Annotated in this window: 23 protein-coding genes; 5 read left to right on the top strand and 18 right to left on the bottom strand. The window is 69.0% G+C overall.

Annotation, left to right across the window (positions count from 1 at the left end; all coding sequences use genetic code 11):
- Positions 1-52: 52 nt before the first annotated feature.
- Complete coding sequence (locus NF556_RS10715; protein WP_252595664.1) at positions 53-532, top strand: hypothetical protein; 480 nt, start codon at positions 53-55, stop codon at positions 530-532.
- Between the two features lie 96 nt (positions 533-628).
- Here NF556_RS10715 and NF556_RS10710 read toward each other — a convergent pair whose 3' ends face one another.
- The 13 genes from NF556_RS10710 to NF556_RS10650 form a co-directional block, all read right to left on the bottom strand.
- Complete coding sequence (locus tag NF556_RS10710) at positions 629-1,213, bottom strand: GNAT family N-acetyltransferase (RefSeq protein ID WP_252595663.1); 585 nt, start codon at positions 1,211-1,213, stop codon at positions 629-631.
- A 12-nt stretch (positions 1,214-1,225) separates the two neighbouring features.
- A complete protein-coding gene (locus tag NF556_RS10705; RefSeq protein ID WP_252595662.1) occupies positions 1,226-1,465 on the bottom strand; it encodes a MoaD/ThiS family protein in 240 nt (79 codons plus the stop codon).
- A gap of 33 nt (positions 1,466-1,498) precedes the next feature.
- Positions 1,499-2,125, bottom strand: a complete 627-nt coding sequence (gene mobA, locus NF556_RS10700; RefSeq protein ID WP_252595661.1) for a molybdenum cofactor guanylyltransferase — start codon at positions 2,123-2,125, stop codon at positions 1,499-1,501.
- 98 nt (positions 2,126-2,223) lie between these two features.
- On the bottom strand, positions 2,224-3,381 hold the full coding sequence (gene moeB / locus NF556_RS10695) for a molybdopterin-synthase adenylyltransferase MoeB (RefSeq protein WP_252595660.1): 1,158 nt from the start codon (positions 3,379-3,381) through the stop codon (positions 2,224-2,226).
- Complete coding sequence (gene narI, locus NF556_RS10690) at positions 3,374-4,111, bottom strand: respiratory nitrate reductase subunit gamma (protein WP_252595659.1); 738 nt, start codon at positions 4,109-4,111, stop codon at positions 3,374-3,376. Before narI ends, moeB begins: the two co-directional genes overlap by 8 nt.
- Positions 4,108-4,887 carry a nitrate reductase molybdenum cofactor assembly chaperone gene (narJ, locus tag NF556_RS10685; RefSeq protein WP_252595657.1) on the bottom strand — a complete coding sequence of 260 codons (780 nt, stop codon included), beginning with the start codon at positions 4,885-4,887 and terminating at the stop codon, positions 4,108-4,110. Before narJ ends, narI begins: the two co-directional genes overlap by 4 nt.
- Positions 4,887-6,638, bottom strand: coding sequence for a nitrate reductase subunit beta (narH, locus tag NF556_RS10680; RefSeq protein ID WP_252595656.1), 1,752 nt, complete (start codon positions 6,636-6,638; stop codon positions 4,887-4,889). Before narH ends, narJ begins: the two co-directional genes overlap by 1 nt.
- Positions 6,639-6,720: 82 nt before the next feature.
- Entirely contained in the window at positions 6,721-10,446 is a 3,726-nt protein-coding gene (locus NF556_RS10675; protein WP_252595654.1) for a nitrate reductase subunit alpha, read from the bottom strand.
- Positions 10,443-11,285: a helix-turn-helix transcriptional regulator gene (locus NF556_RS10670; protein WP_252595652.1), complete on the bottom strand. Its 843-nt coding sequence runs from the start codon at positions 11,283-11,285 to the stop codon at positions 10,443-10,445. Before NF556_RS10670 ends, NF556_RS10675 begins: the two co-directional genes overlap by 4 nt.
- A gap of 240 nt (positions 11,286-11,525) precedes the next feature.
- On the bottom strand, positions 11,526-12,797 hold the full coding sequence (locus NF556_RS10665; RefSeq protein WP_252595650.1) for an MFS transporter: 1,272 nt from the start codon (positions 12,795-12,797) through the stop codon (positions 11,526-11,528).
- Positions 12,798-12,856: 59 nt separating this feature from the next.
- Complete coding sequence (locus NF556_RS10660) at positions 12,857-13,381, bottom strand: GNAT family N-acetyltransferase (protein ID WP_252595648.1); 525 nt, start codon at positions 13,379-13,381, stop codon at positions 12,857-12,859.
- A gap of 34 nt (positions 13,382-13,415) precedes the next feature.
- Positions 13,416-14,663 (bottom strand): MFS transporter, encoded by a 1,248-nt coding sequence (locus tag NF556_RS10655; protein WP_252595647.1) that lies wholly within the window; start codon positions 14,661-14,663, stop codon positions 13,416-13,418.
- 39 nt (positions 14,664-14,702) lie between these two features.
- Entirely contained in the window at positions 14,703-15,467 is a 765-nt protein-coding gene (locus NF556_RS10650) for a helix-turn-helix transcriptional regulator (protein ID WP_252595645.1), read from the bottom strand.
- Positions 15,468-15,520: 53 nt separating this feature from the next.
- On the opposite strand from NF556_RS10650, the gene NF556_RS10645 reads away from it, so the two are divergent.
- From NF556_RS10645 to NF556_RS10630, 4 genes are all read left to right on the top strand, one after another.
- The gene (locus NF556_RS10645) at positions 15,521-15,808 is read left to right on the top strand and encodes a DUF2249 domain-containing protein (RefSeq protein WP_252595644.1); all 288 of its coding nucleotides are present in this window, start codon (positions 15,521-15,523) and stop codon (positions 15,806-15,808) included.
- Between the two features lie 73 nt (positions 15,809-15,881).
- On the top strand, positions 15,882-16,451 hold the full coding sequence (locus NF556_RS10640) for a hemerythrin domain-containing protein (protein ID WP_252595642.1): 570 nt from the start codon (positions 15,882-15,884) through the stop codon (positions 16,449-16,451).
- Entirely contained in the window at positions 16,448-17,530 is a 1,083-nt protein-coding gene (locus tag NF556_RS10635; RefSeq protein ID WP_252595640.1) for a hypothetical protein, read from the top strand. The genes NF556_RS10640 and NF556_RS10635 overlap by 4 nt, the downstream gene beginning before the upstream one ends.
- Positions 17,527-20,319, top strand: a complete 2,793-nt coding sequence (locus tag NF556_RS10630; RefSeq protein ID WP_252595638.1) for a multicopper oxidase domain-containing protein — start codon at positions 17,527-17,529, stop codon at positions 20,317-20,319. The genes NF556_RS10635 and NF556_RS10630 overlap by 4 nt, the downstream gene beginning before the upstream one ends.
- Before the next feature lie 35 nt (positions 20,320-20,354).
- Here the strand turns inward: NF556_RS10630 and NF556_RS10625 are convergent, their stop codons facing one another.
- The 5 genes from NF556_RS10625 to NF556_RS10605 form a co-directional block, all read right to left on the bottom strand.
- The gene (locus NF556_RS10625) at positions 20,355-21,785 is read right to left on the bottom strand and encodes a hypothetical protein (RefSeq protein WP_252595636.1); all 1,431 of its coding nucleotides are present in this window, start codon (positions 21,783-21,785) and stop codon (positions 20,355-20,357) included.
- A 5-nt stretch (positions 21,786-21,790) separates the two neighbouring features.
- Positions 21,791-23,227 carry a CHAT domain-containing protein gene (locus tag NF556_RS10620; protein WP_252595635.1) on the bottom strand — a complete coding sequence of 479 codons (1,437 nt, stop codon included), beginning with the start codon at positions 23,225-23,227 and terminating at the stop codon, positions 21,791-21,793.
- Positions 23,224-24,549 (bottom strand): hypothetical protein, encoded by a 1,326-nt coding sequence (locus tag NF556_RS10615; protein ID WP_252595634.1) that lies wholly within the window; start codon positions 24,547-24,549, stop codon positions 23,224-23,226. Before NF556_RS10615 ends, NF556_RS10620 begins: the two co-directional genes overlap by 4 nt.
- A gap of 3 nt (positions 24,550-24,552) precedes the next feature.
- Positions 24,553-25,902 (bottom strand): alpha/beta fold hydrolase, encoded by a 1,350-nt coding sequence (locus tag NF556_RS10610; protein WP_252595633.1) that lies wholly within the window; start codon positions 25,900-25,902, stop codon positions 24,553-24,555.
- A 205-nt stretch (positions 25,903-26,107) separates the two neighbouring features.
- Complete coding sequence (locus NF556_RS10605) at positions 26,108-26,728, bottom strand: L-threonylcarbamoyladenylate synthase (RefSeq protein ID WP_252595632.1); 621 nt, start codon at positions 26,726-26,728, stop codon at positions 26,108-26,110.
- Positions 26,729-26,750: the final 22 nt, after the last annotated feature.

The raw sequence follows: 26,750 nt of genomic DNA, 5'->3' as shown, positions 1-26,750 counted from the left end.
CGCCTGCGCCTACGGTGGTCTGATGGTCACGAAGGGTTTGCCCACTGCTTCTATGCTCCTCGAACTGGTGGAAAGTGTGGTGGGAGGCGAGTGGCCAGTCACCCAGAAGGCCATCGACGACTTCCTCGTCCGCCTCGAGTTTGCTCGCGGCGAGGTCGTGCCTGGCCACACTGGCCAGGCATTTCGTCTGACCGGTGACCGAGAGTTGGCAGCCGATTACCTCATCGTCCACGAATACGATGACGCCCTCGTGGGGTTCCACGCCCTGGGCGTCGGCCCGGCACAGGATGTGCAGCGGGTCTATCAACAGTCCGTGGCCGAGATGACATCTCTGCACGGCGAGCCAGAGAAGGCCTACGACCGCCGTCGTCCACCCAGTGAGGTCTCGCACTGGGTGCTCGGCCCAGCCCGAGTCAGCATCTTCTGCCACGCCGACCACAACGCCCCGAACCAGACCATCCAACTGGCGATCGAGCACATCGAGCGCAGCGCCCACGCCGACGAGGACGTCACGTCCAAGGCTGACGCCTGACGGTCCTGCCTGGCAATGCTGACGGTTTCGTCTGGCACGGCTGACGAATCAATCCGGCACGGCTGACGATTCAATCTGGCAGGCTGGGGTCACCCGTCAGCGTTGCCGGTCCCACCCCATGAGTGCCGCCCGATAGTCCGTGCCGTCGTAGGCGAAGTCCGGCACCAGGTCCACGAAACCCAGGCGGCGATAGAGCTCACGAGCGCGTCCCTCTGGCTCTGCTGACAGCACGACGCGACGATGCGGCATGTCGGCCAGTTGCCGGGTCAGCAGCGCCGTCCCGATGCCCCGACCCTGCACCTGCGGGAGCACGTCCAGCTCGATCAGCTCGAAGGCATCCTGGAGCCAGGTTTCGCGCCCCTTGGCGCGCAGCGCGCCCTCGATCTGCTGTGGCCACCAGTGTTGCAACTGCAGGTCACACCCATGGAGGAATCCGACGATCTCGCCATCCGTTCCCCCGGAGAGTGCTGCGAGGACTGTTGCCCCGGCATACTCCCGGACGCAGGTGCGCACATTCTCGGCGAAGTGGGCGAGTGGTTCGGCGCGGGATCCCTGCGCCTGCCCATAGACAGCCGCCAGTCTGTCGGCCCGGTGGGCCGCCTCGGTGCCACCCAGTCGGCGCAGGACGAACCCAGCGGGCTGCTCAGCCGGGGTCACCGCGGGCCGCTCAGCCGAGGTCATCGGGAGCGCGGGTCAGCCACCGGCAAATGGGGGCAGCACGTCCACGACGGCATCTGCGGCCAGGGCGGTGGCGCGGTCGGAGACGTACTGGCCCTCGTGCAGCAGTGAGCTGCGGCGGAGGACGTCCGCCAGGACGGCCCCGTGCCGCTCGACGAGTCCGGTCACCAGGGTGCCGAGGTCGGCCGCGATGATCTGCTCCTGCTGGGTGCCAGCAGCCTCGGCTGCGGCAGCAAAATAGCGAACGGTGGCCACGGTGAGTTCCTCCTTGAGCTAGTGCCCAGTCTCTCAGATCGCGTCGGGGTGCGTTGCGGTGGCTCGGCTGTGCTCGGCCGAGGTGACGCGGGCCTGCCAGTCGGTGTGGTCCTGCCACGTGTCAATGTCCCCGGCGTGACTGGTGTGCACGCCGATCGCACGGAGCCCGGCGACCAGGCGCCGGACCGCGATCGAGTGCCCGGTGCCGAACGGCAGCAGGGCCGCGGTCAGCGATCCCGTGCGATAGGCCGCAAGCAACCACTGGGGGTGCCCCGTCTCGTCCTGTGGGCACACCATGTCCACGTCGGGTCCCGCGCTAGCCGCAGCCCGCAACAGGTCAACCGTCGCTTGCGCCGCCTCCGGCTGGTCGACCGCGATCACGAGGGTCCACGGTGCCAGGTCCGCCGTGCGAGCCAGCGCGGCAACCCCGGCCGCGATGCCGGCCACCGGGCCCCCGTCGGGCGGGTCCTCCACGGTCTGCAGGACGTGCTCGGGCACCGCAACGGACCCAACGACGACCACGTGACGGGCTGCCGCGGCGGCCTCGAGCACTCTGTCCAGCAACGTGCGGCCGCCGATCTCGAGGGCCGACTTGTCGACACCGCCGAGCCTGGTGCCCCCTCCCCCGGCCAGCACGACAATGTCGTGTTGGGGAGCCACGGGGGGTTGGGGAGCCGTCGGGGACTGCGGAGCTGTCGGAGATTGGGAAGCCGTCGCGGACTCGACTGGTGCTGATGGCCGGGGCGTGATGGGGTCCATCAATACCTCGGCAGGCTCGGATCGACCTCGTCGATCCAGCCGAGGATGCCACCGGTCATCACCCGGACGTCCGGGTGTCCTAGGTGGACCAGGTGGCGTGCGGCGCGCCCGGCCCGGGGACCGGTCTTGCAATAGAAGACCACCGGTCCGTCGGCGAGAGCCGCGGCGTCCTCCCAGGTGAGGACCTCGCCCACGGGCACGGTCCTGGCTCCCGGCACAGTGCCCATGGCCTGCTCCCCCGGCTCGCGCACATCGATCACCTGCAGGTCGGCCAGCCCGTCACGGACCTCCGGTGGCGACATCTCCGGGATGGCCACCACCTCACGGCTCTCCCCTGCCTCCGGCATCCAGCCTCGTGCCGTCCCGGCGGAGGCCCCCGCCCGGGCGCCCGCAGGCCGCAGCGGGATCTCCCGGGTCCGCTGCGTGAGGGCATCCAGCAGCAGGACCCGCCCCACGAGCGGCTCTCCCGTGCCGGTGATCAACTTGACCGCCTCGGCGGCCATGATCGACCCGACCTGACCGACCATCGCCCCGAGCACCCCCGCCTCGGCACAGCTCGGCACGTCCTCGGGTCGCGGCGGCACCGGGAACAGGTCACGCAGTTGCACGGCCGCATCGCCTGCCAGGCTCGGTGGCAGGAAGGTGGTCAACTGGGCGTCGAAGCGCAGCACCGCCGCCCAGACCAGCGCGATACCGAGCTCGACCGTTGCGTCGTTGACGACATAGCGCGTGTCAAAGTTGTCGCTGCCATCCAGCACCACGTGGTGCCCGTCCAGGATCGTGGCCGCGTTGTCGGTGTCCAGGTGCTCGCGGACACCAGTGACCGACACGGTCGGGTTGAGGTCGCGCACCGCCCGCAGGGCGCTGTCCACCTTGCTGGTGCCGATGTCGTCGCCGCGGTGGATCACCTGGCGCTGCAGGTTCGTGAGATCGACCTCGTCGTCATCGATGACCGTCAGGTGGCCAACCCCGGCCGCCGCGAGATAGAGCAGTGCGGGTGACCCCAGGCCGCCAGCACCGACGACGGCAACACGGGCGTTGGCCAACCGCTTCTGGCCCTCCAGCCCGATGCCGGGCAGCAGCAGGTGGCGGGAATAGCGGGTCAGTTGGTCCGCAGTGAGTTCGTCGACCGGCGGGACGGGCAGTAGGTCAGCCAACCTTCTCCCAACCTCGCTTCGGTGCGCGCGTGCCCGTGCCGGAGCCGGGGCGGTCGTCCCGGCTGCGATAGACAATGTAGGGCCTGGTGAAGTAGCCGATGGGGGCGCTGAAGACGTGCACGAGACGGGTGAACGGCCACATCGCGAACAGCAGGAAGGCAAACAGGGCGTGCAGCTGGAAGCCCAACGGTGCGCCCTCCATCAGTGCGGCGTCCGGCTGGAACCAGAAGATCTGCCGGAACCACGGCGAGACGCCGTCGCGGTAGTTGTACTCGCCGCCGATGGTGAAGATCCCTCCGGCGATGGTGTTCCAGATGCCCAGGAAGATCACCAGGCCCAGCACGGCATACATGGCCTTGTCGTTCGCCGTGGTGGCCGAGAAGACCGGGCCGACGGTGCGGCGACGATAGATCAGGATGGCCAGACCCGCGACGGCCGCGAGGCCCGCCGGGATGCCGAAACCCATCGCGATGAAGTGATAGAGGTCGTGGCTGATGCCGATCCTGTCGGTCAGGCTCTGCGGGACGATGAGGCCCAGGAAGTGCCCGCCCGCCACACCGAGGATGCCGAAGTGGAAGAGCGGACTGCCGATCCGCAGCAGCTTGCTCTCATAGAGCTGCGAGCTGCGGGTGGTCCACCCGAACTTGTCGTAGCGGTAGCGCCAGATGTGGCCGACCACAAAGATGGCCAGACAGATATAGGGAAAGATCACCCAGAGAAAGGTGCTCATCGGGGGGCTCCTACAGGGATCGACGTGCCGAGAGTATGCCGTGTGTCGCCTGGGGTTGATCCGCCACCACAGTCTGAGGTCGGGCTCCCCTGGGTCACCTCGTCCAGCGCGGGGTCGATGGCATAGGGGGCGTTGAGGGCAGCGTCGTCCAGACCGACCGTCTCCTGCGGCGGCCCCTGCGAGATCAGCCGGGCCAGAGCCTGGTTGTCGTCCCCCTGCAGCTCGGGCAACGTCGCCCGGACCGCCTGGACCACATCGGCCCAGGGGGACTCCCGCTTCAGCAGCGCCCTGCGCAGCAACTCGATGCCCACGCGGTGATCGTTGAGCAGCTTCCACGCCGCGTCGGGGGCAACGGTGGCCCCGAACTCGAGGACGACCGCGAGGTGGTCTGGCAGCTCACCGTCGCCGTCGGTCAGCTCGACACCGTGCGTGCGGAACAGTTGCTTGAACTGGACCAGGGCCACGCCCCTGTTGCGCGTGTCACCGTGCAGAAAGTAGGTCAGGTGCAGCGCGCACTTGCGGGTGACGTCGAAGGTCTCGACGTAGTCCGCCTGGAGCGCGCCCAAGCTGCTCGCGCCCACGTGGTCCAGGAAGCGCCCCAACGGCTCGGCGAGCTCGACCGGCAGACCCGCAGCGGCCTCCCGCAGGACCGGAAGCCGCTCCACCAGGGTCTCGTCCGGATAGTCGAGCAGGAGCGAGCACAGCTGCCAGCCATCGGCCTGGGCCCGCGGGTCCAGACGTGAGGTGGTGCGCCGGTGGCGCCGCCAGGGCAACATCAGGTGACCTTCCCGTCTGACCCCGCGGTGTTGTCCGGCCGGGAGTGGGGGCTGTCCAGCTGCGCCGGCTCGTCGATGGTCTTGACCGAGGCGTCCTTCTCGCTGTCCGGGAACATCCCGGCAGGCACGCCCTTGCCGTCCCAGTTGAGCAGGTTCACCCGACCCTTCTTGGTGCCACCGGACAGGAGCGCGTCAGAGGTCTGCCGCTCCTGCAACATCCGGAAGTTCTCGACGGCGACGGGGGTGGTGCCGCCACGACCGGATCCCTCACCGAACGGGCCGGACAACTCCATCAGCTCGTCGTCATAACCACTGACCGGGCAGTCCGTGGCGGTCTCCTCCAGAGCGTGCGCCTCCTCGCCGTGCGCGGTGGGGATGACGTAGCGCTCGTCGTACTTGGCGATCGCCAGCAGGCGATACATCTCATACATCTCCTCCTCGGTCATGCCGACCGACTCGGGAATGTGGGCCTGCGGGTCACGGCCCAGGTTGATGTCGCGCATGTAGGAACGCATCGCCGCCAGCTTGCGCAGGACCAGGTCAACTGGTTGGGGGTCGCCCGCGGTGAACAGGTTGGCGAGGTATTCCACCGGGATGCGCAGCGCGTCGATCGCCGCGAACAGGTTGCGACTGTCCTCCGCGTCGTAGCCGGTGTCCTTGATCACGTCCACGACCGGTGACAGCGGCGGGATGTACCACACCATCGGCATCGTGCGGTATTCCGGGTGCAGCGGCAGCGCCACCTTGTATTCGCTGATCAGACGCCAGACCGGCGACTTCTTCGCCGCCTCGACCCAGTCGCCGGGGATCCCGGCACGCTCGGCCTCACGCTGCACGGCCGGGTCATTCGGGTCGAGGAAGACGGCTCGCTGGGCCTCGTAGAGGTCGTGGTCATTCTCCACGGACGCGGCATCGAGCACCTTGTCCGCGTCATACAGCATCAGACCGATGTAACGCAGCCGGCCCACGCAGGTCTCCGCGCACACGGTCGGGATGCCGACCTCGATGCGGGGATAGCAGAAGGTGCACTTCTCGGCCTTGCCGGTCTTGTGGTTGAAATAGACCTTCTTGTAGGGGCAGCCGGTCACGCACATCCGCCAGCCACGGCACTTGTCCTGGTCGACCAGGACGATGCCGTCCTCCTCGCGCTTGTAGATCGCACCCGAGGGGCAGGAGGCCGCGCAACTGGGGTTGAGGCAGTGCTCGCAGATCCGCGGCAGATAGAACATGAAGGTCTCGTCGAACTCCATCTTGACCTTGTCCTCGATGCCCTTGATCATCGGGTCCTTGGCCGCGTGCTGCTTGCTGCCACCGAGGTCGTCGTCCCAGTTGGCCGACCACTCGACGTTCATCTGCTTGCCCGAGATCAGCGAGTGCGGGGTCGCCACGGGGAAGTTCTCCTGGGCCGGTGCGTTGAGCAGCGTCTCGTAGTCATAGGTCCAGGGCTCGTAGTAGTCCTGGATGGACGGCATCTTGGGGTTGGAGAAGATGTTGAGCAGCTTGTTGAGCCGGCCCCCGGAGCGCAGTTTGAGCCGGCCAGCGGGCGTGCGCACCCATCCGCCCTTCCACTCGTCCTGGTCCTGGTAGCCGCGCGGGTAACCGAGCCCTGGGCGGGTCTCCACGTTGTTGAACCAGACGTATTCCATGCCGCTGCGGTTGGTCCAGGCCTGCTTGCAGGTGACCGAGCAGGTGTGGCACCCGATGCACTTGTCCAGGTTCATGACCATGGCCATCTGTGCCATGACTCTCATGCGATCTCTCCTGTAGGTCCGGGGTCTGGGGTCTGGGGCGGAGCCCCAGCGGGGGTTCACGGGGGCGGAGCCCCCGTGCGTGTTAGTACGTGACCGGCGCGGTGCGCTTGCGGATGGTGGTCACTTCGTCGCGGTTGTTGCCCGTCGGGCCGATGTAGTTGAAGAAGTAGGACAGCTGGGCGTAGCCGCCGATCAGGTGGCTGGGTTTCATCAGGATCCGGGTCAGGCTGTTGTGGATGCCGCCGCGCTTGTTGTCCGTCTCGGTCAGCGGCACGTCGATCAGCCGGTCCTGGGCGTGGTGCATGAAGACGGTGCCCTCCGGCATCCGGTGACTGACGACCGCGCGGGCGGCGACCACTCCGTTGCGGTTGACGGCCTCGATCCAGTCGTTGTCCAGCACGCCGATCTTGTCCGCGTCCAGGTCGGACATCCAGATCGTCTGGCCACCGCGGGACAGCGAGAGCATGAACAGGTTGTCCTGATACTCACTGTGGATCGACCACTTGTTGTGCGGGGTCAGATAGCGGACCGAGACACTGAGCTGCTCCTTGGGGCCGCTCTGGGCACCGATCTCGGGCTCACCGAAGAGCAGCGTCATGTTCAGCGGCGGCCGGTAGGTCGGCAGCCCCTCCCCCATGCCCAGCATCCAGTCATGGTCGACATAGAACTGTTGGCGCCCGGTGAGGGTGTGGAACGGCTTCGACCGCTCGATGTTGATGGTGAACGGTGCATAGCGCCGCCCGCCGCTCTCGGAGCCGGACCACTCCGGGCTCGTGATGACCGGCACGGGCGCCGCCTGGGTGTCAGCGAAGGTGATGATCTTGCCCTCGTGCTCGGCCGACAGGTCGTGCAGTTGCACGCCGGTCCGCTTCTCCAGGTCCTTAAACCCCTGGGTGGCCAGGTGCCCGTTCGTGGTGCCGGACAGGTGCATGATCGCCTCTGCGACATGCACATCCGTCTCCAGTTTGGGCTGGCCGTCGGCCACACCGCCGCGGACCGTTCCGTTGATGATGCGCAGGCGCTCCACAAAGTCTGTCGGGTCGTACTTGGTGCCCTTGGTGACCATGCCGACCTTCTCCAGGAGAGGGCCGACCGCCGTCATCTTGGCGTGGATCTGCGTGTAGTCGCGCTCCACCTCGACCAGGACCGGCATCGTCTGGCCCGGGATCGGCTCGACCTCGCCGGTCTTCCAGTCCCGGACCACGCCGTGCACGGTGGCCATCGCCTCCGGCGTGTCGTGCCACAACGGTTTGGCCACCACGTCCTTGCGGGTGCCGAGGTGGTCGGCGGCCAGCTCGGAGAACTTCTTGGCGATCTCCTTCCAGGCATCCCAGTCGTTCTTGCTCTGCCACGGCGGAGAGATGGCCGGGTTGAACGAGTTGATGTAGGGGTGCATGTCCGTGGTGTTCAGGTCGTGCTTCTCATACCAGGTCGCAGCCGGCAGCACGACGTCCGAGAGCAGCGTCGAGCTGGTCATCCGGAAGTCGATCGTCATCAGGAGGTCGAGCTTGCCCTCGGGCGCCTCGTCGGGCCAGGCGATGTCCTGGGGACGCTGCTCGGGTGGAGCCTGGGTGGCCTTGACCGCGTTGGTCGTCCCCAGCAGGTGCTTGAGGAAGTACTCGTTGCCCTTGGCCGAGGAACCAAACAGGTTGGCGCGCCACAGGGTCAGCACCCGGGGCCAGTTCTCCTCGGCCTCAGGGTCCTCGACCGCAAACCGCAGCGATCCCTCCTTGAGCTGCTCCACGACATACTGTTTGACGTCCGTGCCCGCCTCGGCGGCCTCGTCGGCCAGCACCAGACTGGACCGGTCAAACTGTGGATAGGACGGTGTCCACCCCAGCCGCACCGACTGAGCCAGCAGATCCATCATGGAGCGGCCCTGGAACGCGCCGATCCCGGCGCCAACGTCATCAGTGCTGAAGGTGTCGTAGCGGTATTGGCTGGTGTTGACATACCAGTAGGCCGTCTGGTTCATGTGCCGCGGCGGACGGACCCAGTCCAGGGCGAACGCCATGTGCTGGAAGCCCATGAGTGGGCGGACCTTCTCCTGTCCGACGTAGTGCGCCCACCCGCCACCGTTGCGACCCTGGCAGCCGGTGATCGTGGTCAGGACCAGCATGGCGCGATAGATCTGGTCGGAGTGATACCAGTGGTTGGTGCCGGCGCCCATCAGGATCATGCCGCGGCCACCGGTGTCGATCGCGTTCTGCGCAAACTCGCGAGCCAGCCGGGCGATCTGGTGCGAGGGCACCGAGGTGATCGACTCGGCCCAGCCCGGGGTGGCCGGCACCGACGGGTCCTCCAGGTCCTCCGGCCAGGTGCCGGGCAGCCCCGGCCGAGCCACGCCATAGTGCGCCAACATCAGGTCGAGCACGGTGGTCACCACGTGCCCGCCGACCCGGCGGACCGGGACACCCCGCCGCTCGAAGGCAACCGTGTCACCGACGTCAAAGCGGGGCAGCTGGACCTCGACCGACTCGTCCGTGACGCCGTGGAGCGAGAGCACGGGGTCGATGTCCCCCAGGTCGAGGTTCCACTTGCCCTCGCCCTCAGGGCCGAAACGATCACCGATCGAGCCGTTGGGGATCGCGACCTCGCCGGTCCTGCTGTCCAGCACCGCGGTCTTCCACATGGCGTTCTCAGAGGTGGACTGCGCGTGCCCCTCAAGGTCCCCGGCGACGAGGAACTTCCCGGGCGCCCACGTGCCGTCCTCGCGCTCGACCAGACTGACCAGGTGGGGCAGATCGGTGAAGCGCTTGGTGTAACCCTCGAAGAACTCGACCTGCTGGTCGACGAAGAACTCCTTGAGGATGACGTGCCCCATCCCCATGGCCAGTGCGCCGTCGGTGCCAGGAGCGGGAGCGACCCACTCGTCGGCAAACTTGACGTTCTCGGCATAGTCGGGCGCCACCGCGATGACCTTTTGTCCGCGATAGCGGGCCTCGATCATCCAGTGCGCGTCCGGGGTGCGTGTCATGGGGACGTTAGAGCCCCACATGATCAGGTAGCCCGCGTCCCACCAGTCGCCGGACTCCGGCACGTCGGTCTGGTCGCCCCACATCTGCGGCGAGGCGTTGGGCAGGTCGGCATACCAGTCATAGAAGGAGAGCATCGGGGCGCCGATGAGCTCGTTGAACCGGGCCCCAGAGGCGTAGCTTACCTGGGACATGGCCGGGATCGGCGAGAAACCAGCAATCCGGTCCGGTCCCCAGCGCTTGATGGTGTAGACGTGGGCGGCCGCGATCATCTCGACCGTCTCCTCCCACGTGGAGCGGACCAGCCCACCCTTGCCACGGCCGGACTTGTAGGCCGTGGACTTCTCCTCGTCCTGGACGATGCTGGCCCAGGCGACGACCGGGTCGCCAAACTCCGCCTTGGCCTGGCGGTACAGCTGCAGGAGCGTGCCCCGCACATACGGGTAGCGCACGCGGGTCGGGCTGTAGGTGTACCAGGAGAACGCCGCGCCGCGGGGGCAGCCCCGGGGCTCATACTCTGGCCGGTCTCCGCCGGTGGTGGGATAGTCGGTCTGCTGCGCCTCCCAGGTGATGATCCCGTCCTTGACGTAGACCTTCCACGAACAGCCGCCGGTGCAGTTCACGCCGTGGGTGGACCGCACGACCTTGTCGTGGCTCCACCGGTCGCGATAGAACGAGTCACCCGAGCGCCCACCCTCCAGGGACAGGGTGCGTTGGTCGTCGGAGACCTTGCCGCGCGTGAAGAACCTGCGGGTCCCCACCAGGGCTGCGGACAGGGGGCCGTCGAAGCCGGCCGGCTGGTCAGCCTGTGGGCGTGTGGTGGTGTCGGTCATCTCTGCTCTCCACGGTCGGCGAACGGGGTGGTGACGGTCAGGTGGGCTCGGCACGTGTGCCAGTCCACAAGGGGCTGCAGGTCAAGCTCGGCGCTCTCCTCGCCGAGGGCGTCCAGAGCCCCGCGCAGGAGGCCGCGGTGGACGCCGCACACCATCTGGGGTTGTTCCTTGGCCAGGGCCATGAAGGGGCAGTCGCGCATCACAATGTCCACCTCGCGGGCGCCAGCGGCGGTCCGCACCTCCGGCGAGTGTCCCCACCCCACCAGCAGGTCCAGGACCGCACCGATCTTGCCCAACCAGGCACCGGGTGTGGTCGCCGGTGAGCGGTCATTGACGCGGCTCGCGAGACGATCGACGTGGTCTCGAGCCCAGGCCCACCCCGACTGCTCGAGCAGGGCCGGACGCGGCTGCGCCCCCTCTGCGTCGTCCCCACCGTCAGCCCCCTGGCTCAGGGCGCCGTCAGGAGCACCGTCGGCGCCGTTGGCCTGCCCCACGATCTCGGTCAGCACCGCATAGGCCTGGAGCGCATCGGGGTCGGTGGGTGCATCGGCAGCCACGCCGGGCACGACATAGAGCTTGCGGGGGCGGCCTGCCCCGACCGGCCTGGCCTGCACGGCCGTCAGCAGTCCGGCAGCCACCAACTGATCCAGGTGGAACCGGACTGTCGTGAGGTGCAGCCCGACAACGTCGGCTAACTCCTGGGCACTCAGGCCACGCTGCTGTGACGACTCGGCAGCCGACCCCGCCCCCGCCGGGAGGTCGGACAGCAGCGAATAGAGCCGGCGACGCACGTCCGAACGCAGCAGATCAAGGCCCTGACTGACCTGTTGCCGCGCCACGGAACGCCCTTTCGCCACAATTTAGGGGAACGCTGACTTTGCTCACCATAGCGGTTTAGCGGAGCGCTCGATAGAGGGGGCCCACCCGTGTCGTGACCAGTACTTTCATCCTCAATGATCACTGGGTTTACGCCACGTCAACATGCTGTAATTGCGCCGGTGAGAAGGCGACGATCACCGCTGAATAGAGGATTTAAAGGAGTATTGAGGAGTCGCTTCCCGACGCGATTGTGCGCGCGCTCAGGGTTGCGGGTCGCGCGCGTCATAGGCAGCGAACCCCGGTTGCAGCCGGGCCAGCACCACCATAGCCACCATGCACGCCAGGCCGCCGAGGACCAGGGCGCCCCACTCGGACACCACGGACGCGACCGTGCCAGCGACGAGCTCCCCGAGTCGGGGCCCGCCGGCCACCACCACGATGAAGATCCCCTGGAGGCGCCCCCGCAGGTGGTCCGGCGTGGCCGCCTGCAGGATCGTGTTGCGGAAGACCGAGGAGATGGAGTCCGCCGCCCCGGCCGCAGCGAGCCCGAGGCAGGCGAGCAGGAGCGCGGTGCCCGTGCCGAACCACCGGCCGGCCCCCAGGACCGCCAGCCCGACCAGCGTGATGCAGGCGCCCCAGGCCACCACGGCCCAGATGACGGCTCGGCCCTGGTGGATGACGTTGCCGACCGGTCCGGAGAAGACCATGGCCAGCACGGCGCCGACGGCGATGGCTGCGGCGAGTATGCCGACAGTCGCCTCTCCCCCGGCGAGCGCCACCACGGCGATGGCCGGGAACAGGGCCCGCGGCTGGGCCAGGATCATGGCGCAGAAGTCGGCCAGGAAGGTCATCCGCACATTGGGCCGGGTGCCCAGGAAGCGCAAACCATCGATCACGCTGGACAGGCCAGGCACCCGGGCCGGCCCTCCGCGTTCTGGTCGGATCCGCGGCAGCGTCGACAGGCCCCACATCGCCGCGGTGAAGAGCAGCACGTCCAACGTGTAGGCCGTGACGTAACCCCCGAACTGGACGATGACGCCGGCCAGCAGCGGACCGACCGTCATCGCGATGTTCATCGAGGCGACGTTGAGGGCGTTGGCGGCCGGGAGTTGCTCCAGGGGCAACAGCCGCGGATAGATCGAGGACCTGGCCGGGCTCATGATGGCGAAGCCAGCGCTGTGCAGGGCCACCAGGGCGTAGAGCACCCCGACGTTGGTGTTGCCGACCGCCGCCTGCAGAACGTTGAGACCGCCCGTGACCCACAGCACCACCCCGCCGACCAGCGCGACGGTGCGCCGGTCGTGGGTGTCCAGCACGGCCCCGCCATACAGCCCCAGGACAACGATGGGGACGAGGGCGTAGAGGCCCACCAACCCGACCGCGAACGACGATCCCGTCAGCGCATAGATCTGCAGCGCGATGGCCGTCGTGGCCAACTGGGCGCCCACGCCGGAGGTGACCGTGCCGAGATAGAGGAAGCGATAGGGTCGCGACGTCCTCAGGGGGGTGATGTCGAGCAGGACGCGGCGCACCGGCACATGGTGTCACCAGGCCCAACACCCAGGCCCAGCACCCAGGGGCGGCCCCCGTGTCAGAGCACGAACTCGAACAGGTGGAACTGGCTCAGTTCGGTGCCCTCATAGTGCAGCGTGTGGACGCCCCGGTCGGTGAAACCGTGACGGGTGTAGAGCTCGAGGGCTGGGCGGTTCTCCACATAGGTGTCCAGCCGCACCACCCGACAGTCCCGCTGCCTGGCAAGGTCGAGCGAGGCATCCACCAGGAACCTCGCGACCCCCTGCCGCAGGAAGCCTGGGGTCACCCCCAGGGCGTGCACCACGAGCACCTCCGTCGGTGTCGCGTCGACGCTCCAGGAGGCGTCCTGATAGGCGTCCGGGGCCTCGTGGTTGAGCATCACCACACCGGCGATCTCGCCCGTGCTGGCGACCGCAAGGTGCAGGTCGCCGGCGCGGACCCAGGACTCCACCTCGGCAGGCGTTGGGTGGTTCTCGGTGTGCCAGTGGGGGAAGTCCACGGTCACCGCCAGGTGGTCCAATATCTGCCGATAGGCCGCTTGCGCTGCTGACGTGTCGCCGGTGGTGGCTTGCTGGAACCGCATGCGCTCACCCTGACACGCTGCCTGAGGCATCGTGTCAGGTGGCTGGCGCGGCCTGCTTCTTGCGCACCACCGTCGTCGTGAGGACGAGCGCGACGACCGCGGTGATCGCCAGGAGCATCAGACCCCAACCGTAGGAGTCGGTGCGTCCGTAGATGTAGCCCATCAGCAACGGGGGCAGGAACCCGCCCAGTCCGCCAGCCGCACCAACGATGCCGGTGACGCCTCCGACGCGCGCTGGCTCGGTCACCTTGGCGATCAACGCAAAGGTTGCCCCGCTGCCGGCGCCGAGCGCGGCGGCCATGCCCAGGAAGGCACCGGTGCCGACGTGTTCCAGGATCGGCGTAAACGCGGCGATGGCCGCACCGACGGCCACGATGCCGAAGCAGCCGACCAGCACCTCGATGGCGCCGAGCTTGTCGGCCAGCCACCCCCCGAGGGGCCGGCAGATGACGGCGACCACCACGAAGCCTGCCATCCGGTTGGAGGCGTCGCTCGGGTCCAGCTCGTAGGCGACCTTCAGGTAGGACGGCAGGTAGACGGAGAAGGCGACATAGCCACCGAAGGCGACGGCATAGAGAAAGGCCAGCAGCCAGGTGATGGACAGCTTGGAGTTGGCGACCACCCGCGAGACGAGGGACCCGGTCGGGGCCGTGCGCCCGGGGGCATCGCGCATGATCAGCCACGCGGCCACTGCATAGACCGCCAGGAAGATGGCGGTCAGCACGAACGGCAGGCTGTGGCTCTGCTCATAGAGCGGCACCGTGGTGAGGGCAGAGATGGCCGTGCCACCCATGCCGGCGCCGAAGATGCCGATGGCCAGGCCACGCTGGCTGGGTGGGAACCAGGCATTGACGAAGGGCACGCCGATGGCGAACGCGGTGCCACCGATGCCGAGGAAGAAGCCGGTGATCAGGATGGCGATCAGGGAGCTCTGGGCCCAGAAGCCGATCACCAGCACGGGCACGATCGTGGCGAGGGACACCACGGGGAACATGATGCGGCCACCGTGCTTGTCAGTGAGAGCCCCCACCACGATCCGGCCCAGTGAGCCAACGATGACCGGGACGGCGACCAACAGTGCGACATCTCCCTCGGTGATGTTGCCGAGCGTGCCGTCGTCCCGCCACAGGGGGCCGAGGGGGCTGAGCAGGGCCCAGGCCCAGAAGTTCACGGCGAAGCCGAGGGTGGCCATGATGAGCATGAGCCAGGCCTTGCCGGTGGCCTTGGCCGGGGGTGCCTGCGGTGGGGCCTGCGTGGGTGTGGTGCCCGTGTGCTCGGACATCGCGCTCCTCGATGGTGTCGTGTCGTGATGGAGTTGTGTTCAGCCTGTGGGCCTGTTGTCCCGCAGGTGGAGCCGGCAAGCACCCGGCTCCACGAACGGCTGCAGATCGACATCGGTCGCACCTGAACCGTACTGGTCCAGCGCCCCCTCGACCAGCCCCTGGTGCACCTGACAGATGACCTCGGGCATCTCCTCGGCCAGCTCCAGCAGTGGGCAGGTCCGCAGGGCGATCCCCTCGCCCGGAGACGTCTCGGCAGGAGGCACCGGGGTGAACCCGAGTCGCGCCAGGAGTCGCATCACCAGGCGCGTCGGATCAGCGCCGTCGGGCTGCTCCTCGCTGGCAGCCTTGTCATCGCTGGCAGTCCGCTCCTCGCTGGCAGTCTGCTCCCCCGTGGCGAGGTGGCGGCCCCAGGCCCTCCCGATGTCCCGGGCCTCGTCCGAGGGGTCGTCCGAGCGGGCGGCGAGGTGGGTGGCGAAGGCCGTGGTGAGTCCCCGGTATTCCGCGAAGGCGGGATCATTCACCCGCGGGACGGCGCGACCCTGGTCGGTGATCGAGTACTGGTGTGCTGGCCTCCCCCGGCCCGCGGGAGGCAGGGTCTCCATCGTCACCAGGCCCACCGCGGTGAGCTCCTGCAGGTGCGCGCGCACCGTGTTGGCGTGCAGCGCCACGACGTCGACCAGCTCACTCGTGGTGACCGGACCGGCCTGCTCGGCCAGCGCCGCCAGGACGCGCTCGGCCGGCGCCTGATCCGTCTCGTCCGAGGCGCGCCAGGGTGCGGGACCGAGGCGGGTCGATTTATTCACACTTGGAGTGTAATAATCACTCCATCAGATTCGCAAACCGAGGAGGAACCACCATGACCAGCGAGATTCCCGTGCAGGATGTGTCCGGCTGCGCGTGCGGTGAGCACGATGTCGCCGTGCCCGAGTTGGACGTCCGCGCGATCCCGCACGCCATCCGGCACGCCACCGTGTTTGGCGCCCTGTCCGCGGTCAAGGTGGGCGGCGCGATGGACCTCGTCGCGCCGCACGACCCGAAGCCGCTGCTCGCCCAGATCGCCGACCGCGAGGCCGGTGCCATCGACGTCGAGTACCTCGTGCCCGGCCCCGAGGCGTGGACGCTGCGCCTGACCCGGACCCGCTGAACCCCTCACTGCAGAGCGCGTCACCGCAGATCCCCTAGCCGCTGATCCCCTACCCGCTGAGGAGAATGTCACCGTGTGCTCATACTGCGGCTGCCAGTCCATCACCGTCGTCGGCCGGTTCATGGCCGAGCACGACGAGATCATCAACGCCACCGGGGAGATGGTCAGGGCGGCTGCCACCGGGGATCAGGAGCGAGTGCGCGAGACCGCCCGCGTGGTGGCCCGACTGTTGAACCCGCACACGCATGCCGAGGAGGTCGGCCTGTTCAGCGTGATGCGCGAGCAGGAGGAGTTCACCGACCACATCGACGTGCTGTGCGGGGAACACAGCAGCCTGGACGAACTGCTCGAGGCCGTCGCGGGCGGTGACCTCGAGCGCGCCCCCGAGTTTGAGCACGCACTGCGCACCCACATCGACAAGGAGGACAACGGCCTCTTCCCCGCCGCGGCCATGTCGCTGGACGGCACGGAGTGGGAGCGGGTGGACGCCACCACGCCACAGGCGCAGGAGGCCCTCACCGACGGCCGCGGTCACCTGCTCACCGCTGACGCTGCGAGTCACAACACCCACGGGGACAGCCACAGCCACGCGGAGAACCACAGCCACGCGGACGGCTCGAGTCACACCCACCCACACCCGTGAACCGCCAGGTCAGGTGGCTCCTGCTCGCGGGCGGCGGAGTGTCCCTGCTGGCCGGGCTGGACGCCAGCCTCCTGCTGCTGGGTCTGCCCGCACCGGTCAGCATCGCCCGCCTGGCCGACGTGCACGGCATCCTCATGGTGCTCGGGTTCCTCGGCACCGTCATCGCCCTGGAGCGTGCCGTTGCCCTGCGCCAACGGTGGGCGCTGCTGGCCCCCGCCCTGCTCGGAGCCGGAGGCATCGCGCTGCTGACACCCGCCCCAACGGCACTGGGTCAGATCCTGCTCGTCCTGGGCGCACTGACCCTCGTGGCGATCTACGCCGCTCTCTGGCGACGCTCGCACGAGGTGACGATCCTGATCCAGCTGCTCGGCGGCATACTGGCTGGCTGCGGTGCCGCACTGTGGAGCCGGGTGGAGCTCGCGGCCGTCCTGCCCTGGTTGGTCGCCTTCATCGTCCTCACGATCGCGGCCGAGCGCGCCGAACTGGCCCGGGTCTCGATGCCGGACGGCGCCGGTGAACAGTTGCTCGCCCTGTCCGGTCTGCTAACGGCAGGGGTGGTCACCAGCCTGCTCTGGCCGTCCGTGGGCGGTCCACTGTTCGGGCTCGCGCTGGTCGTCCTCACGCTCTGGTTGGCCCGGCACGACGTGGCCCGGCGACTGATCAACGCCACCGGGCTGCCCCGCTTCAGCTCGGCGGCCCTGCTGATGGGCTATGGGTGGCTCGCCCTGGCCGGGACCCTGTGGGCGCTCGGGGCGGTCCCGGGCGCCGGCGGTGGGCCGCTGGCCAACATGCCGGCGGCCTACGACACGGTGGTCCACGCGACCTTCCTCGGCTTCGCGATCTCGATGATCATGGCTCACGCACCGGTCATCCTGCCGGCCGTGCTGTCGGTCAAACTGCCCTACAAGCCGGTCCTGTGGGCGCCACTCACGGTGCTGCACACCGGCCTGCTGATCCGCGTCACCGGCAACCTGCTCGGTGGCGGCGATCCCCTCCCCTATCAGGCCGGCTCCGTCCTGACCATCGTCGCGGTGCTGCTCCTCGCGCTCACCGCCGTCCATCTGGTGGCCACCGCATGAATCTGACCCCGCCCTCCCCGACGCCGCCCTCCCCGTCGCAGGGTGCGCCCTCCCCGACGCCCCGCGATCGTGGCGCCCGCGCGCAGGCCCGCGGCATCTGGCCCCTGCGCGACCACCCGGCGCTGCTGTGGATGCTGCTCGCCGTGGTCGTTGCCCTGGTCCACCAGTGGGTGCCGGATGCCACCTGGCTGATGGTCCACCTGGTGCTCCTGGGAGCGCTGACGCACTCGATCTTTGTGTGGAGCACCCACTTTGCCCAGGCGCTGCTGAAGACCCCCGATGCGCTCGACAGCCGGTCCAACCAGAGCCGCCGACTGACCCTGCTGCTGGTGGGCACGGCAGCGGTGATGGTCGGGGTCCCGAGCACCCAGTGGTGGCTGGTGGTCACTGGCGCCGTCCTGGTCTCGAGCGCCGTCATCTGGCACGGCCTGATGCTGCGCCGCCGCCTGGTCCACGCCCTGCCCGGACGCTTCCGGATCACGATCCGCTATTACCTGTTCGCCGCCGTCTGCCTGCCCGTCGGGGCGGCCTTCGGCGCCGCCCTCGCCCTCGGTCTGAGCCAGTCCTGGCACGACCGACTGTTGGTCGCGCACATGATGACCAACCTGCTGGGCTGGGTCGGGCTCACCGTGACCGGCACACTGATCACGCTGTGGCCCACGATGCTGCGCACCCCGATGGACTCGCGCGCCGAGGCCCTGGCCAAACAGGCCCTGCCGATCCTGCTGATCGCCCTGGTGATCACCGACGCGGGCGCCCTGGCGGGCCTGCGCCAGGTGACCGTCTCCGGCCTGGTGCTGTATGCCGCGGGGCTGGCCTGGTGGGCCCGTGCCCTCTGGGTGCCGGCTCGGCGCCGGCCTCCTCGGGAGTTCGCCACGGCCTCGGTGGCGTGCGCCCTGGGCTGGCTGGCGGTCGGCATCGGCACGACGATCCTCCTGGTCGCGCGCGGCCAGGTGAGTGACTCCCTGGGCACCCTGGCCAGCATCTTTGTGGTCGGCTTCGCGGCCCAACTGCTGCCGGGCGCCCTGTCCTATCTGATGCCGACCGCCCTGGGGGGTGGCCCATCGGTCGTGCGGGCCGGGCAGAAGGTGTTCAACACCCTGGCCGCCCTGCGCCTGGTCATCATCAATGTCGGTCTGATCCTGTGTCTGGCACCGGTGCCCAGCCTCGTGCGGGTCACCGTCTCGGTGCTGGTGCTGCTGGCCCTGGCGGCCTTCCTGCCGGTCATGATCACCTCCATCGTCACCTCCATCCGTGCCAAGCGGGCTCTTGGTGGCGGCCTGCCCCCGCTCGACCCGACAGCCCGGGTCGAGCGACCGCCCTCGGCGCTCACCCTGGCCCAGTCCGTGGCGGGCACGGCTGCCCTGCTGGTCGCGATCACCGTCGGGGTGGGCCTGGACCCGGTCGCGGCCGGGCTGGGCGGTGGCGCGAGCGCCGTGCCGGTCGCATCGGTCACCCCCACCGGCGAGACGACGCACGTTGAGGTGTCGGCCTCGGGCATGACCTTCACACCCGACACCGTGACGGTGCCGCTCGGCAACCGGTTGGTCATCGACCTGGTCAATGACGACCCGGCCACCACCCATGACCTCACCCTGGGCGGCGAGAAGACCTCCCGGCTGGGCTATGGCGAGCACGAGGAGCTCGTCATCGACATCGTCTCCGGGCCCATCGAGGGCTGGTGCACGATCGTGGGGCACCGCCAGGCCGGCATGACCTTCTCGGTGCTCACGCAGGGCGCTCCCCCAGTCGCTGGCGAGGGCAGTGACGCCTCCGCCGACCACGGCGATGACGCCCCCGCCGACCATGGCAGTGACACCCAGGGCGACCACAGCACTGTGCCGCTGCTGACCGATGACCCGCTCCCCGTCATACAGCCGATTGACCCGGCCCTGCAGCCGGCCCCCGAGGCCACGACGCACCGCGTCACCCTGACCGCCCAGGAGGTGCCACTGGAGGTTGCGCCGGGCATCTGGCAGCAGCGGTGGACCTTCAACGGACAGGCTCCCGGACCCACCCTGCGCGGCACCGTCGGCGACGTCTTCGAGATCACGCTGGTCAACGACGGCACGATGGGCCACTCGATCGACTTTCACGCTGGTGCCCTGGCACCGGACGAGCCGATGCGCACGATCCCACCGGGTGAGTCGCTGGTCTATCGCTTCACGGCGGAGCGCTCGGGCATCTGGATGTATCACTGCTCGACGATGCCGATGTCCTCGCACATCGCGGCCGGCATGACCGGTGCGGTGATCATCGACCCGCCGGGACTGCCCGAGGTCGACCACGAGCTCCTGTTGGTGCAGTCCGAGGTCTATCTGTCCAGCGTCGCGGACAACGCCGAGGAGGCCACGGAGGTCAGTGCCGACAAGATCGCAGCCGAGGACCCCGACCTGGTGGTCTTCAATGGCATCGCCAACCAGTACGACGAGCACACCCTGCAGGTGGCCACCGGTGACCGGGTGCGGATCTGGGTGCTGGATGCCGGGCCCAACCGGCTCACCAGCTTCCACGTGGTCGGTGGGCAGTTCGACACTGTCTATCAGGAGGGTCGCTGGCTCCTCGGCGGCCCGGGTGGAGCGTCGGATGCAGACGGGGGCTCAGTGGTTGACGGGGGCTCAGCGGTCGACGGCGAGGGCACCGGGGGCGGGCAGGCACTCGGACTCATGCCCGCCCAGGGCGGCTTTGTGGAGCTCGTGCTGCCCGAGGCGGGGCACTATCCGCTCGTGTCGCACCTGATGATTGACGCCGAGCGCGGCGCGCACGGGATCCTCGAGGTCACAGACTGACGGCGACCCCACCCCCGCGGCCCGTGCGCGGCTCGTCAGCCGGGCGATGCCAGGCCGGCAGCTGGCAGCGGGATCGCCACCGTCGGGTCGCCGAGGAGCACAGTGCTCGCGCGGTCATAGGCCGTGGCCTTGCTGTAGGTCGCCAGGTCCAGGGCTGCGGAGGCACCGGAGTCGAAATCCTGCAGCTGGCGGCCGTGATTGACCAGCAGCGACCCGATCGGGGCGTAGTAGCCGTCCATCGCCAGCCCCACCGGTCGGCCCCCGCAGATCCCCTCATAGACCGACCGCCGCAGGCTCGCGGTCAGGTCCTGGCGGGTCGCGGGGAACTCCATGGTCCAGTTGAAGGTCGGCTCCACCTGGCCGATGAAGGCCCGCAGCGGCTTGGGTGCCCCCAGCAGGGCCCGCGGCGTCGGCGCCGTCCGCGGGCCGAGCCGGGCCACCTCGGTGAGCACCCGTCCGACCGACCCGCCAGCCGCGAAGAGCCCCTCGTAGACGGACGGCTGATCCGCACCGGCGGAGCAGCACGCCTGCGCGAACCAGACCGCGCCGTCCGGCTGCCATCCGGCCGTCAGCGCTGCAGGGTCAACCACCCGCTGGGACGCGTCGACGAGCATCCCTAGGTCGCGCAGCATCACGACGGGGTCGTTGAGCGGGCCGGTCTTGCCGTGGCTGGTCGTGACCACCAGCAGCGGGCGCAGCTCAGCCAGCGCAGCGATCAGCACAGCGCCCGAGGCGTCGGCCACGGAGCCGTCGATGAACCGGGCTGCCGGCATGTCCGCGTCTGCGGCGAGCTCGGTCGCCAGGGTGGCCCCGATGACCTCGCGCATGAGGGAAGTGATGTCTCCCCCGCCGTGATCGACGGACCAGACCAGGGGCGCGGCATACTGCGCGGTCGAACCAGCCCAACCCGACTGGAGCGCCGCCACATAGTGCGCCAACCCCTCCTCGTCCAGGTCCAGCCGCCCGACACAGCGCACCGGGTTCAGCGCGTACTGAACCTGCCAGGGGACCTCAGCCGGAGAGGCCGCGATCAGCAGGTAGAGCGGCAACTCCTTGGGACCCATGCCCTGCGGAGAGGCCGCCGTGAACAGATCCCCCTCGCTGGCATAGTCGCGCAGCACCCACTGGGCCAGGGTGGTCCCGGGGCGATAACGCAGCACCTTGCCGGCACGCTGGCGCACCAGGTCACGGATCGGCTCGGGCGCATCGTCGGCGGTCGCCAGAGCGGCGGGGTCCAGCCCGTCCCGCTCGGGGAGGATGATCCCCCACCCGATCCGAGGGTGCGTCCAGTCCGTCGGGTCGGCGGCGCTGGGCACCAGCTGACGGCTGCCCAGGGCCGCAGCCCCCACCGTCCAGCGCCCGAATGTCTCGGAGATGGCGCCGGTCGCTGGTCCCTCGTCGGTGAAGGCGTTGGCTCGGACTGTCAACTCCCGCAACGGGGTCGGAGCCGGCGCGGAGTCAGGCACGAGGGTCACCTGCCCGCGAGCGCCGCACGCAGCCGCGCGAGCTCCTGGTCGATGAGATCGAGCATGACCTGGTCCCCGGAGCCCTCCACCTGGGCGCGCATGCCGGTGAGTGTCCGGATGCTGAGGACGATCGAACGGGTCGTCTCTGCTCCGACGTCCTGGTCGGGCGGCGGTGCCATGGGCTGTTCCGGGACACGTTGTGCAGGCTGTCCCGAGACAGGCTGCTCCGCGGCAGGTTGCTCCGTGACAGGCGTGACACTGGTCTGCACCTGGAAGCTGGCTGATCGGGTGTACACGACCGGCAGGGTCCACTCCTTCCGAGTGCCACGCTGTGCCTCGAGCGGCTCATACTGCTCGGCGATCTGCGCACGGGCTCCCACCACCAAGCGGGCCCACTCGATGGGGGCTGCCTCGGCGGCGGGGTCGAGCAGGTGAGCGACCTCGGGCAGCAACTGGTCATAGAACGCCCTGGTGAACAGGACAGCGTCGGCCGAGCGGATCGGCTCGCGCATCCCCACGACTGCCGGCACACCGCCCGTGGTGATCAGGTCAAGGGCCACCGACCGCGCCGACTCATCGCCTCCGGCGGCCGCCGTCTCGCAACTGTTCAGCACCACGAGCCAGGGCAGGCTGTCGACTGGCGGGTTAAAGGCACGCAGGTCCTGCGCCTCGACCAGCAGGCTGCTCGCGGTGCCGGTGAGCCAGTCCGACCGGACCGCGACCTGCAGGTGCGGGCTGGTGCCGGTCGAGATCCCGTGGCAGAACAGGTGCAGGACGTGGGCGTTGAACGGCTGGAGACGCTGGGCGATGCCGGCCACCGTCGAGGGGACGAACTCCACGGTGACCCAGTCCAGACCGGCACCGCTGATCTCCTCGTGCAGGGAGTCCTCACTGACCAGGACGAGCAGCTCAACAGGCACCTGGGCCGCCTCACACGCGGCCCGCAGGGCAACCCATTCTGGGGCCGCCGGCACACCCAGGCAGGAGAGCACCACTGCAACCCTCAGCGGTGGCTCAAAGAACCAGGTCGCCGGCAGCGGGCTGATCGACTCCACGATGCGTCCCACCGCCCACCGCTCGTCCAGCCCCAGAAAGTCACCGTCCTGGGAGCACAGCGCCTCCCAGGGGAAGCTCTCGGCGCCTCCGGTGGTGAGCTCCACGAACACCGGGCACCGGTCAGGTGGCTGGACCAGCAGGGCAGCCTCCAGGTGTTTGCGCAGATCGGGGTTGTTGGAGGTCAGGGCGTCGAACAGGGCCCGGCCGGCCTCGCGCACAGCGTTCGCCCCCGGCTCGCCGTGCAGGGCCTGGAACGGCGCTGCCATCGGCGTCAACGACAGCTCCACCGCGTGGCGCCCGAAGGCGGGCGGCTCCCGCAGCTGGACTCCCAGCGTGACCCCACTGGCGGTGCGCAGGCCCACCACGCTGAAGACGAGGCGGCTCACGAGTCCCCCTGAAACTCAGCAGCACGATGCTCCAGGACGTCAGAGACCCGGCGCAGTGCGGCGACCGCGTCGGCGTCGATCGCGCCGCCACCGGTGGCGCTCCACTGGGCCTGCAGTGCCTCCAGATAGCGCGTGCCGGAGGCGACCGAGGCGGGAGTGTTTGGCGCGGCCAACACGGTCTGGGTGGCTGCTCCGACCATGGCCGAGTGACCCGTGCGGGTGATGAGGTTCTCCTCGGGATACTCCACAAACTTTGGATGGGCCCAGCACGCGATCCCGGGCAGCGGCTCGGTGATCGAGTCCTGGCCGGCATAGATCAGCTCGACGACCCGGGTGAGCTGGCTGACGTCTGGGTCCAATGTCAGGTCGTGGGCGATGCTGATGCCGGGGCTGTTGATCGCCAGGCTGTCGGCGACATCGCGCAGGGCAGCGCCGGAGTAGTTGTCCGGTGGGCCACTGACCACGAAGGTCCACGCCCCGCGCGAGGCCACGAACTGCGCCAGCTGTGCGGCACCGACGAACTCTGCGTGCTCCCGGGCGCTGCTGGTCGGTGTGGCGGCCAGCGCCACCGCTCCGCGCCCTGCCGAGAGGTAGCCGTAGCCGACCAGGTGCACGACGTCCAGGGCACGTCCCTCCAGCGTGCCGCCGATCCACTCCAGCCAGGCGTTGCTGACCATCGAGGCAGGATGGGCCACCGCGCCCCACCCAGAGGGATCGGCCAGGTGCACCCCGTCCAGGTCCGCGACCAACTCCGCCACCTGTGCGTGCGCCCACTGGTCACAGAACAGGTGCACCGTGGTCGGCTTGCCGGCCATGGTCACCCACAGCCGAGCCAGCCGGGCCAGGGTGGCGGGCGGGTCGAACTCGCTCCGGAAGACCGGCGTGCTGGCACAGAGCGCGACCTCCAGCGTCTGTGACTGGGCCTGGGGGCGCACGGTGTAGTTGGGCAGTCGCACCAGGGGCCGGCCCAGCGGTTGGAGCAACTGCTCCCAGGGCACCAGGTGCAGGTAGCCACGTGGACTCACCAACTCCAACCACAGGGCGTTGTCCGGGGGCGAGTCCGAGGAGCCGAGCCCGGGGATGCGCTGGGACAGCTCGAACAGCACGTCGGAGGGCAGGGAGAACTGGTCGTCGGTGACGGTGCCGTCACCATCACCGTCGGGGAAGTCGACGGGACCGAGCTCGGACGCCTGGCACTGGGCCGCCAACTCGGGCTGGCCGGCGCCTCGCACCAGCCAGAAGCGCACGACCTCTCGGCCCCCGTCACCGAAGGCGATCCTCAGGGAGGGCAGGTCATGGTCGGTGCGCAGGCGTTGGGCCACGGCCTAACCCATCACCTGGCACAGCAGGGCCCAGGCGGTCGCTGCATTCTGCACGTCACCGTGGCCGCTGATCACCCCATCTGCCCGGATCGCGAGCACCTCCGTGCTCGGCATCGCGTAACGCTGCGGCGCGATGACCGCGTCCACGACGATGACCGAGGCGGTGTCCTGGGGGCCGAATCCACCCAGCGCGGCAAACTCGGAGGGTCCTGCGGCGATGACCGCCTCCCGCCGATCTGACGCCCGCCGTGCAGCGAGGTGGAACAGTCTAGTCAGCGGCACGTCGTGGCTGCTGAAGGTCGTCATGATCGGTTGCCGGGAGCGCTCCAGGGCCGGACGGTAGCCACCGGCCGGTGCTGTCCCGTCCGGGTCGGCGAAGCACCTGGCTGACGTGGCTGGTTGCAGCAGCAGCACCGACTCCACCCCGCGTGTGGGTGCGCTGCCGTTGGCCAGCGCGGACAGGACGACCTTGGCGCCATAGCTGTGCCCGACGAGGTGGACCCTGGAGTCGGTCGAGGCGTCCAGGACGTCGTGCAGCATGTCCCGGACGCCGGCACCTCCGACGCGTCCGGCACGGTCTTTCATGAGCAGGACTGTCGCACCGCGGATCAGGTTGCGCGGGTTGAGGTTGTCCAGCCACCCGGCCGTCTGAGGTCCGGGCTCTCGCTCACCCGGTGGCTCGTCGTCCGCGAAGCCTCCGCGGTCGACGGGCACCCCAGGCTCGTCACCGGGCATCGAGGCCCACAATCGGACCAGGTCCTCGGGGTCCGGGGTGACGTCCGGTCCCGACCCGAGCTCGTCCTCCGGACCGGACAGCACGGGAGCCAGCAGGGTGGCGAACTCGAGGGCCTCCTCTGTGCTCAGCGCGGGTCGGTCGGCCAACTCGTAGAACCGGCCGGCCTGCACGGCATCGAGGCCCTCAGCGAGCAACTCGACAGCCAGGTCGTCCTCCTGCGCGGCGTCGCGCTCCCCACCAGCGATGTCCCCACCAGCGATGTCCCCACCGGCGATGTCGGGGCCCCGCTCATCGCGGGCCACCAGGACGGTGCTGGGCCAGTGGACCCCGACCAGCACCGGACGATAGTCCCGGTTCGGGGGGTGCCAGGCCTCGGCATACTGCTGGTTGAACTGGTCGATGAACTCCTGATAGTGCCGCGTGGCGGAGGCCCAGTCGTTGTTCCAGCCGTGGCTGAACACGAAGACGTCGGTGGCTCCGGCGGCAGCGACCACGAGGCGCCGGAGACTGGACGGGCTGGTGCACCCGCCCCGCTTGTCGAACCTGATCATGTAGAACGGGGCGGTCCCGCCGCCCGGTCCGGTGACAACGCGCCAGGGTCCATCGATCGCAGCCATCGTGTCGGCTCTCTGGAGAGGTCCAGTGGGCGCCGGGACTGCCCGGCCGCTGCCGGCCGAGGTGCCCGTCGCCGCGACGAACCCGGAGGTCATGCCCATCCGGGACCGCACCCGTGCGCTCAGTGGTTTGAGCGTACTCAGGGGTGGTGCGGCCGTCTACCTCCTGCAGGATGACGTCCGGCTCCTGCAGGATGACGCCGGGCGCTCAGACGATCGAGGCAGAGTCTCCGGCGCCCTCGCGGACGACCTGCGGGTAGCCCTCCGAGAAGTCGATCACCGTGGTCGGCTCGTTGCCGGTCTCGTCACCGTCGATGACGATGTCGACCTGGTTGTCGAGGCGTTCCTTGATCTCCCAGCCCATCGCCAGGGGCTCCTCCTCACCGGGCAGCAACAGGGTGCTGGAGAGCATCGGCTCCCCCAGCTCGGCGAGGATGGCCTGGGTGATCTTGTGCTCCGGGATCCGCACCCCGACGGTCTTCTTTTTCGGGTGCAGCAGCTTCTTGGGCACCTCCGGCGTGGCCGGCAGGATGAAGGTGAACGGGCCCGGGGTCGCCGCCTTCACGGCACGGAAGACGGCGTTGTCCAGCTGCACGAAATGCCCCAGCTGGGCGAAGTCCGCGCACACCAGAGTGAAGTGGTGCCTGTCGTCGAGCTTGCGGATGTCGATGATCCGGTCCTTGGCCTCCCGGTTGCCCAGCTGGGCGCCCAGGGCATAACACGCGTCCGTGGGATAGGCGACGAGTCCGCCGTCGCGCAGGGTGTCGACGACCCTGCTCACGAGGCGCGGCTGCGGATCGACCGGGTGGATGTCGAGGAAGGTAGCCATGCGTCACCTTAACCACGCAGGC

Origin of the sequence: Ornithinimicrobium faecis (assembly GCF_023923225.1) — a bacterium.
Taxonomy (GTDB): Bacteria; Actinomycetota; Actinomycetes; order Actinomycetales; family Dermatophilaceae; genus Ornithinicoccus; species Ornithinicoccus faecis.
This window is presented reverse-complemented; position numbering and strand designations above follow the sequence as displayed.

What these genes read in the sequence shown, in the direction of transcription:
- NF556_RS10675 (WP_252595654.1), bottom strand. Translation starts at nt 10,446, where the DNA reads ATGACCGACACCACCACACGCCCACAGGCTGACCAGCCGGCCGGCTTC.
- NF556_RS10610 (WP_252595633.1), bottom strand. Translation starts at nt 25,902, where the DNA reads ATGGCTGCGATCGATGGACCCTGGCGCGTTGTCACCGGACCGGGCGGC.
- narI (WP_252595659.1), bottom strand. Translation starts at nt 4,111, where the DNA reads ATGAGCACCTTTCTCTGGGTGATCTTTCCCTATATCTGTCTGGCCATC.
- NF556_RS10645 (WP_252595644.1), top strand. Translation starts at nt 15,521, where the DNA reads ATGACCAGCGAGATTCCCGTGCAGGATGTGTCCGGCTGCGCGTGCGGT.
- NF556_RS10715 (WP_252595664.1), top strand. Translation starts at nt 53, where the DNA reads ATGCTCCTCGAACTGGTGGAAAGTGTGGTGGGAGGCGAGTGGCCAGTC.
- NF556_RS10660 (WP_252595648.1), bottom strand. Translation starts at nt 13,381, where the DNA reads ATGCGGTTCCAGCAAGCCACCACCGGCGACACGTCAGCAGCGCAAGCG.
- narH (WP_252595656.1), bottom strand. Translation starts at nt 6,638, where the DNA reads ATGAGAGTCATGGCACAGATGGCCATGGTCATGAACCTGGACAAGTGC.
- NF556_RS10710 (WP_252595663.1), bottom strand. Translation starts at nt 1,213, where the DNA reads ATGACCTCGGCTGAGCGGCCCGCGGTGACCCCGGCTGAGCAGCCCGCT.
- NF556_RS10605 (WP_252595632.1), bottom strand. Translation starts at nt 26,728, where the DNA reads ATGGCTACCTTCCTCGACATCCACCCGGTCGATCCGCAGCCGCGCCTC.
- narJ (WP_252595657.1), bottom strand. Translation starts at nt 4,887, where the DNA reads ATGTTGCCCTGGCGGCGCCACCGGCGCACCACCTCACGTCTGGACCCG.
- NF556_RS10630 (WP_252595638.1), top strand. Translation starts at nt 17,527, where the DNA reads ATGAATCTGACCCCGCCCTCCCCGACGCCGCCCTCCCCGTCGCAGGGT.
- NF556_RS10655 (WP_252595647.1), bottom strand. Translation starts at nt 14,663, where the DNA reads ATGTCCGAGCACACGGGCACCACACCCACGCAGGCCCCACCGCAGGCA.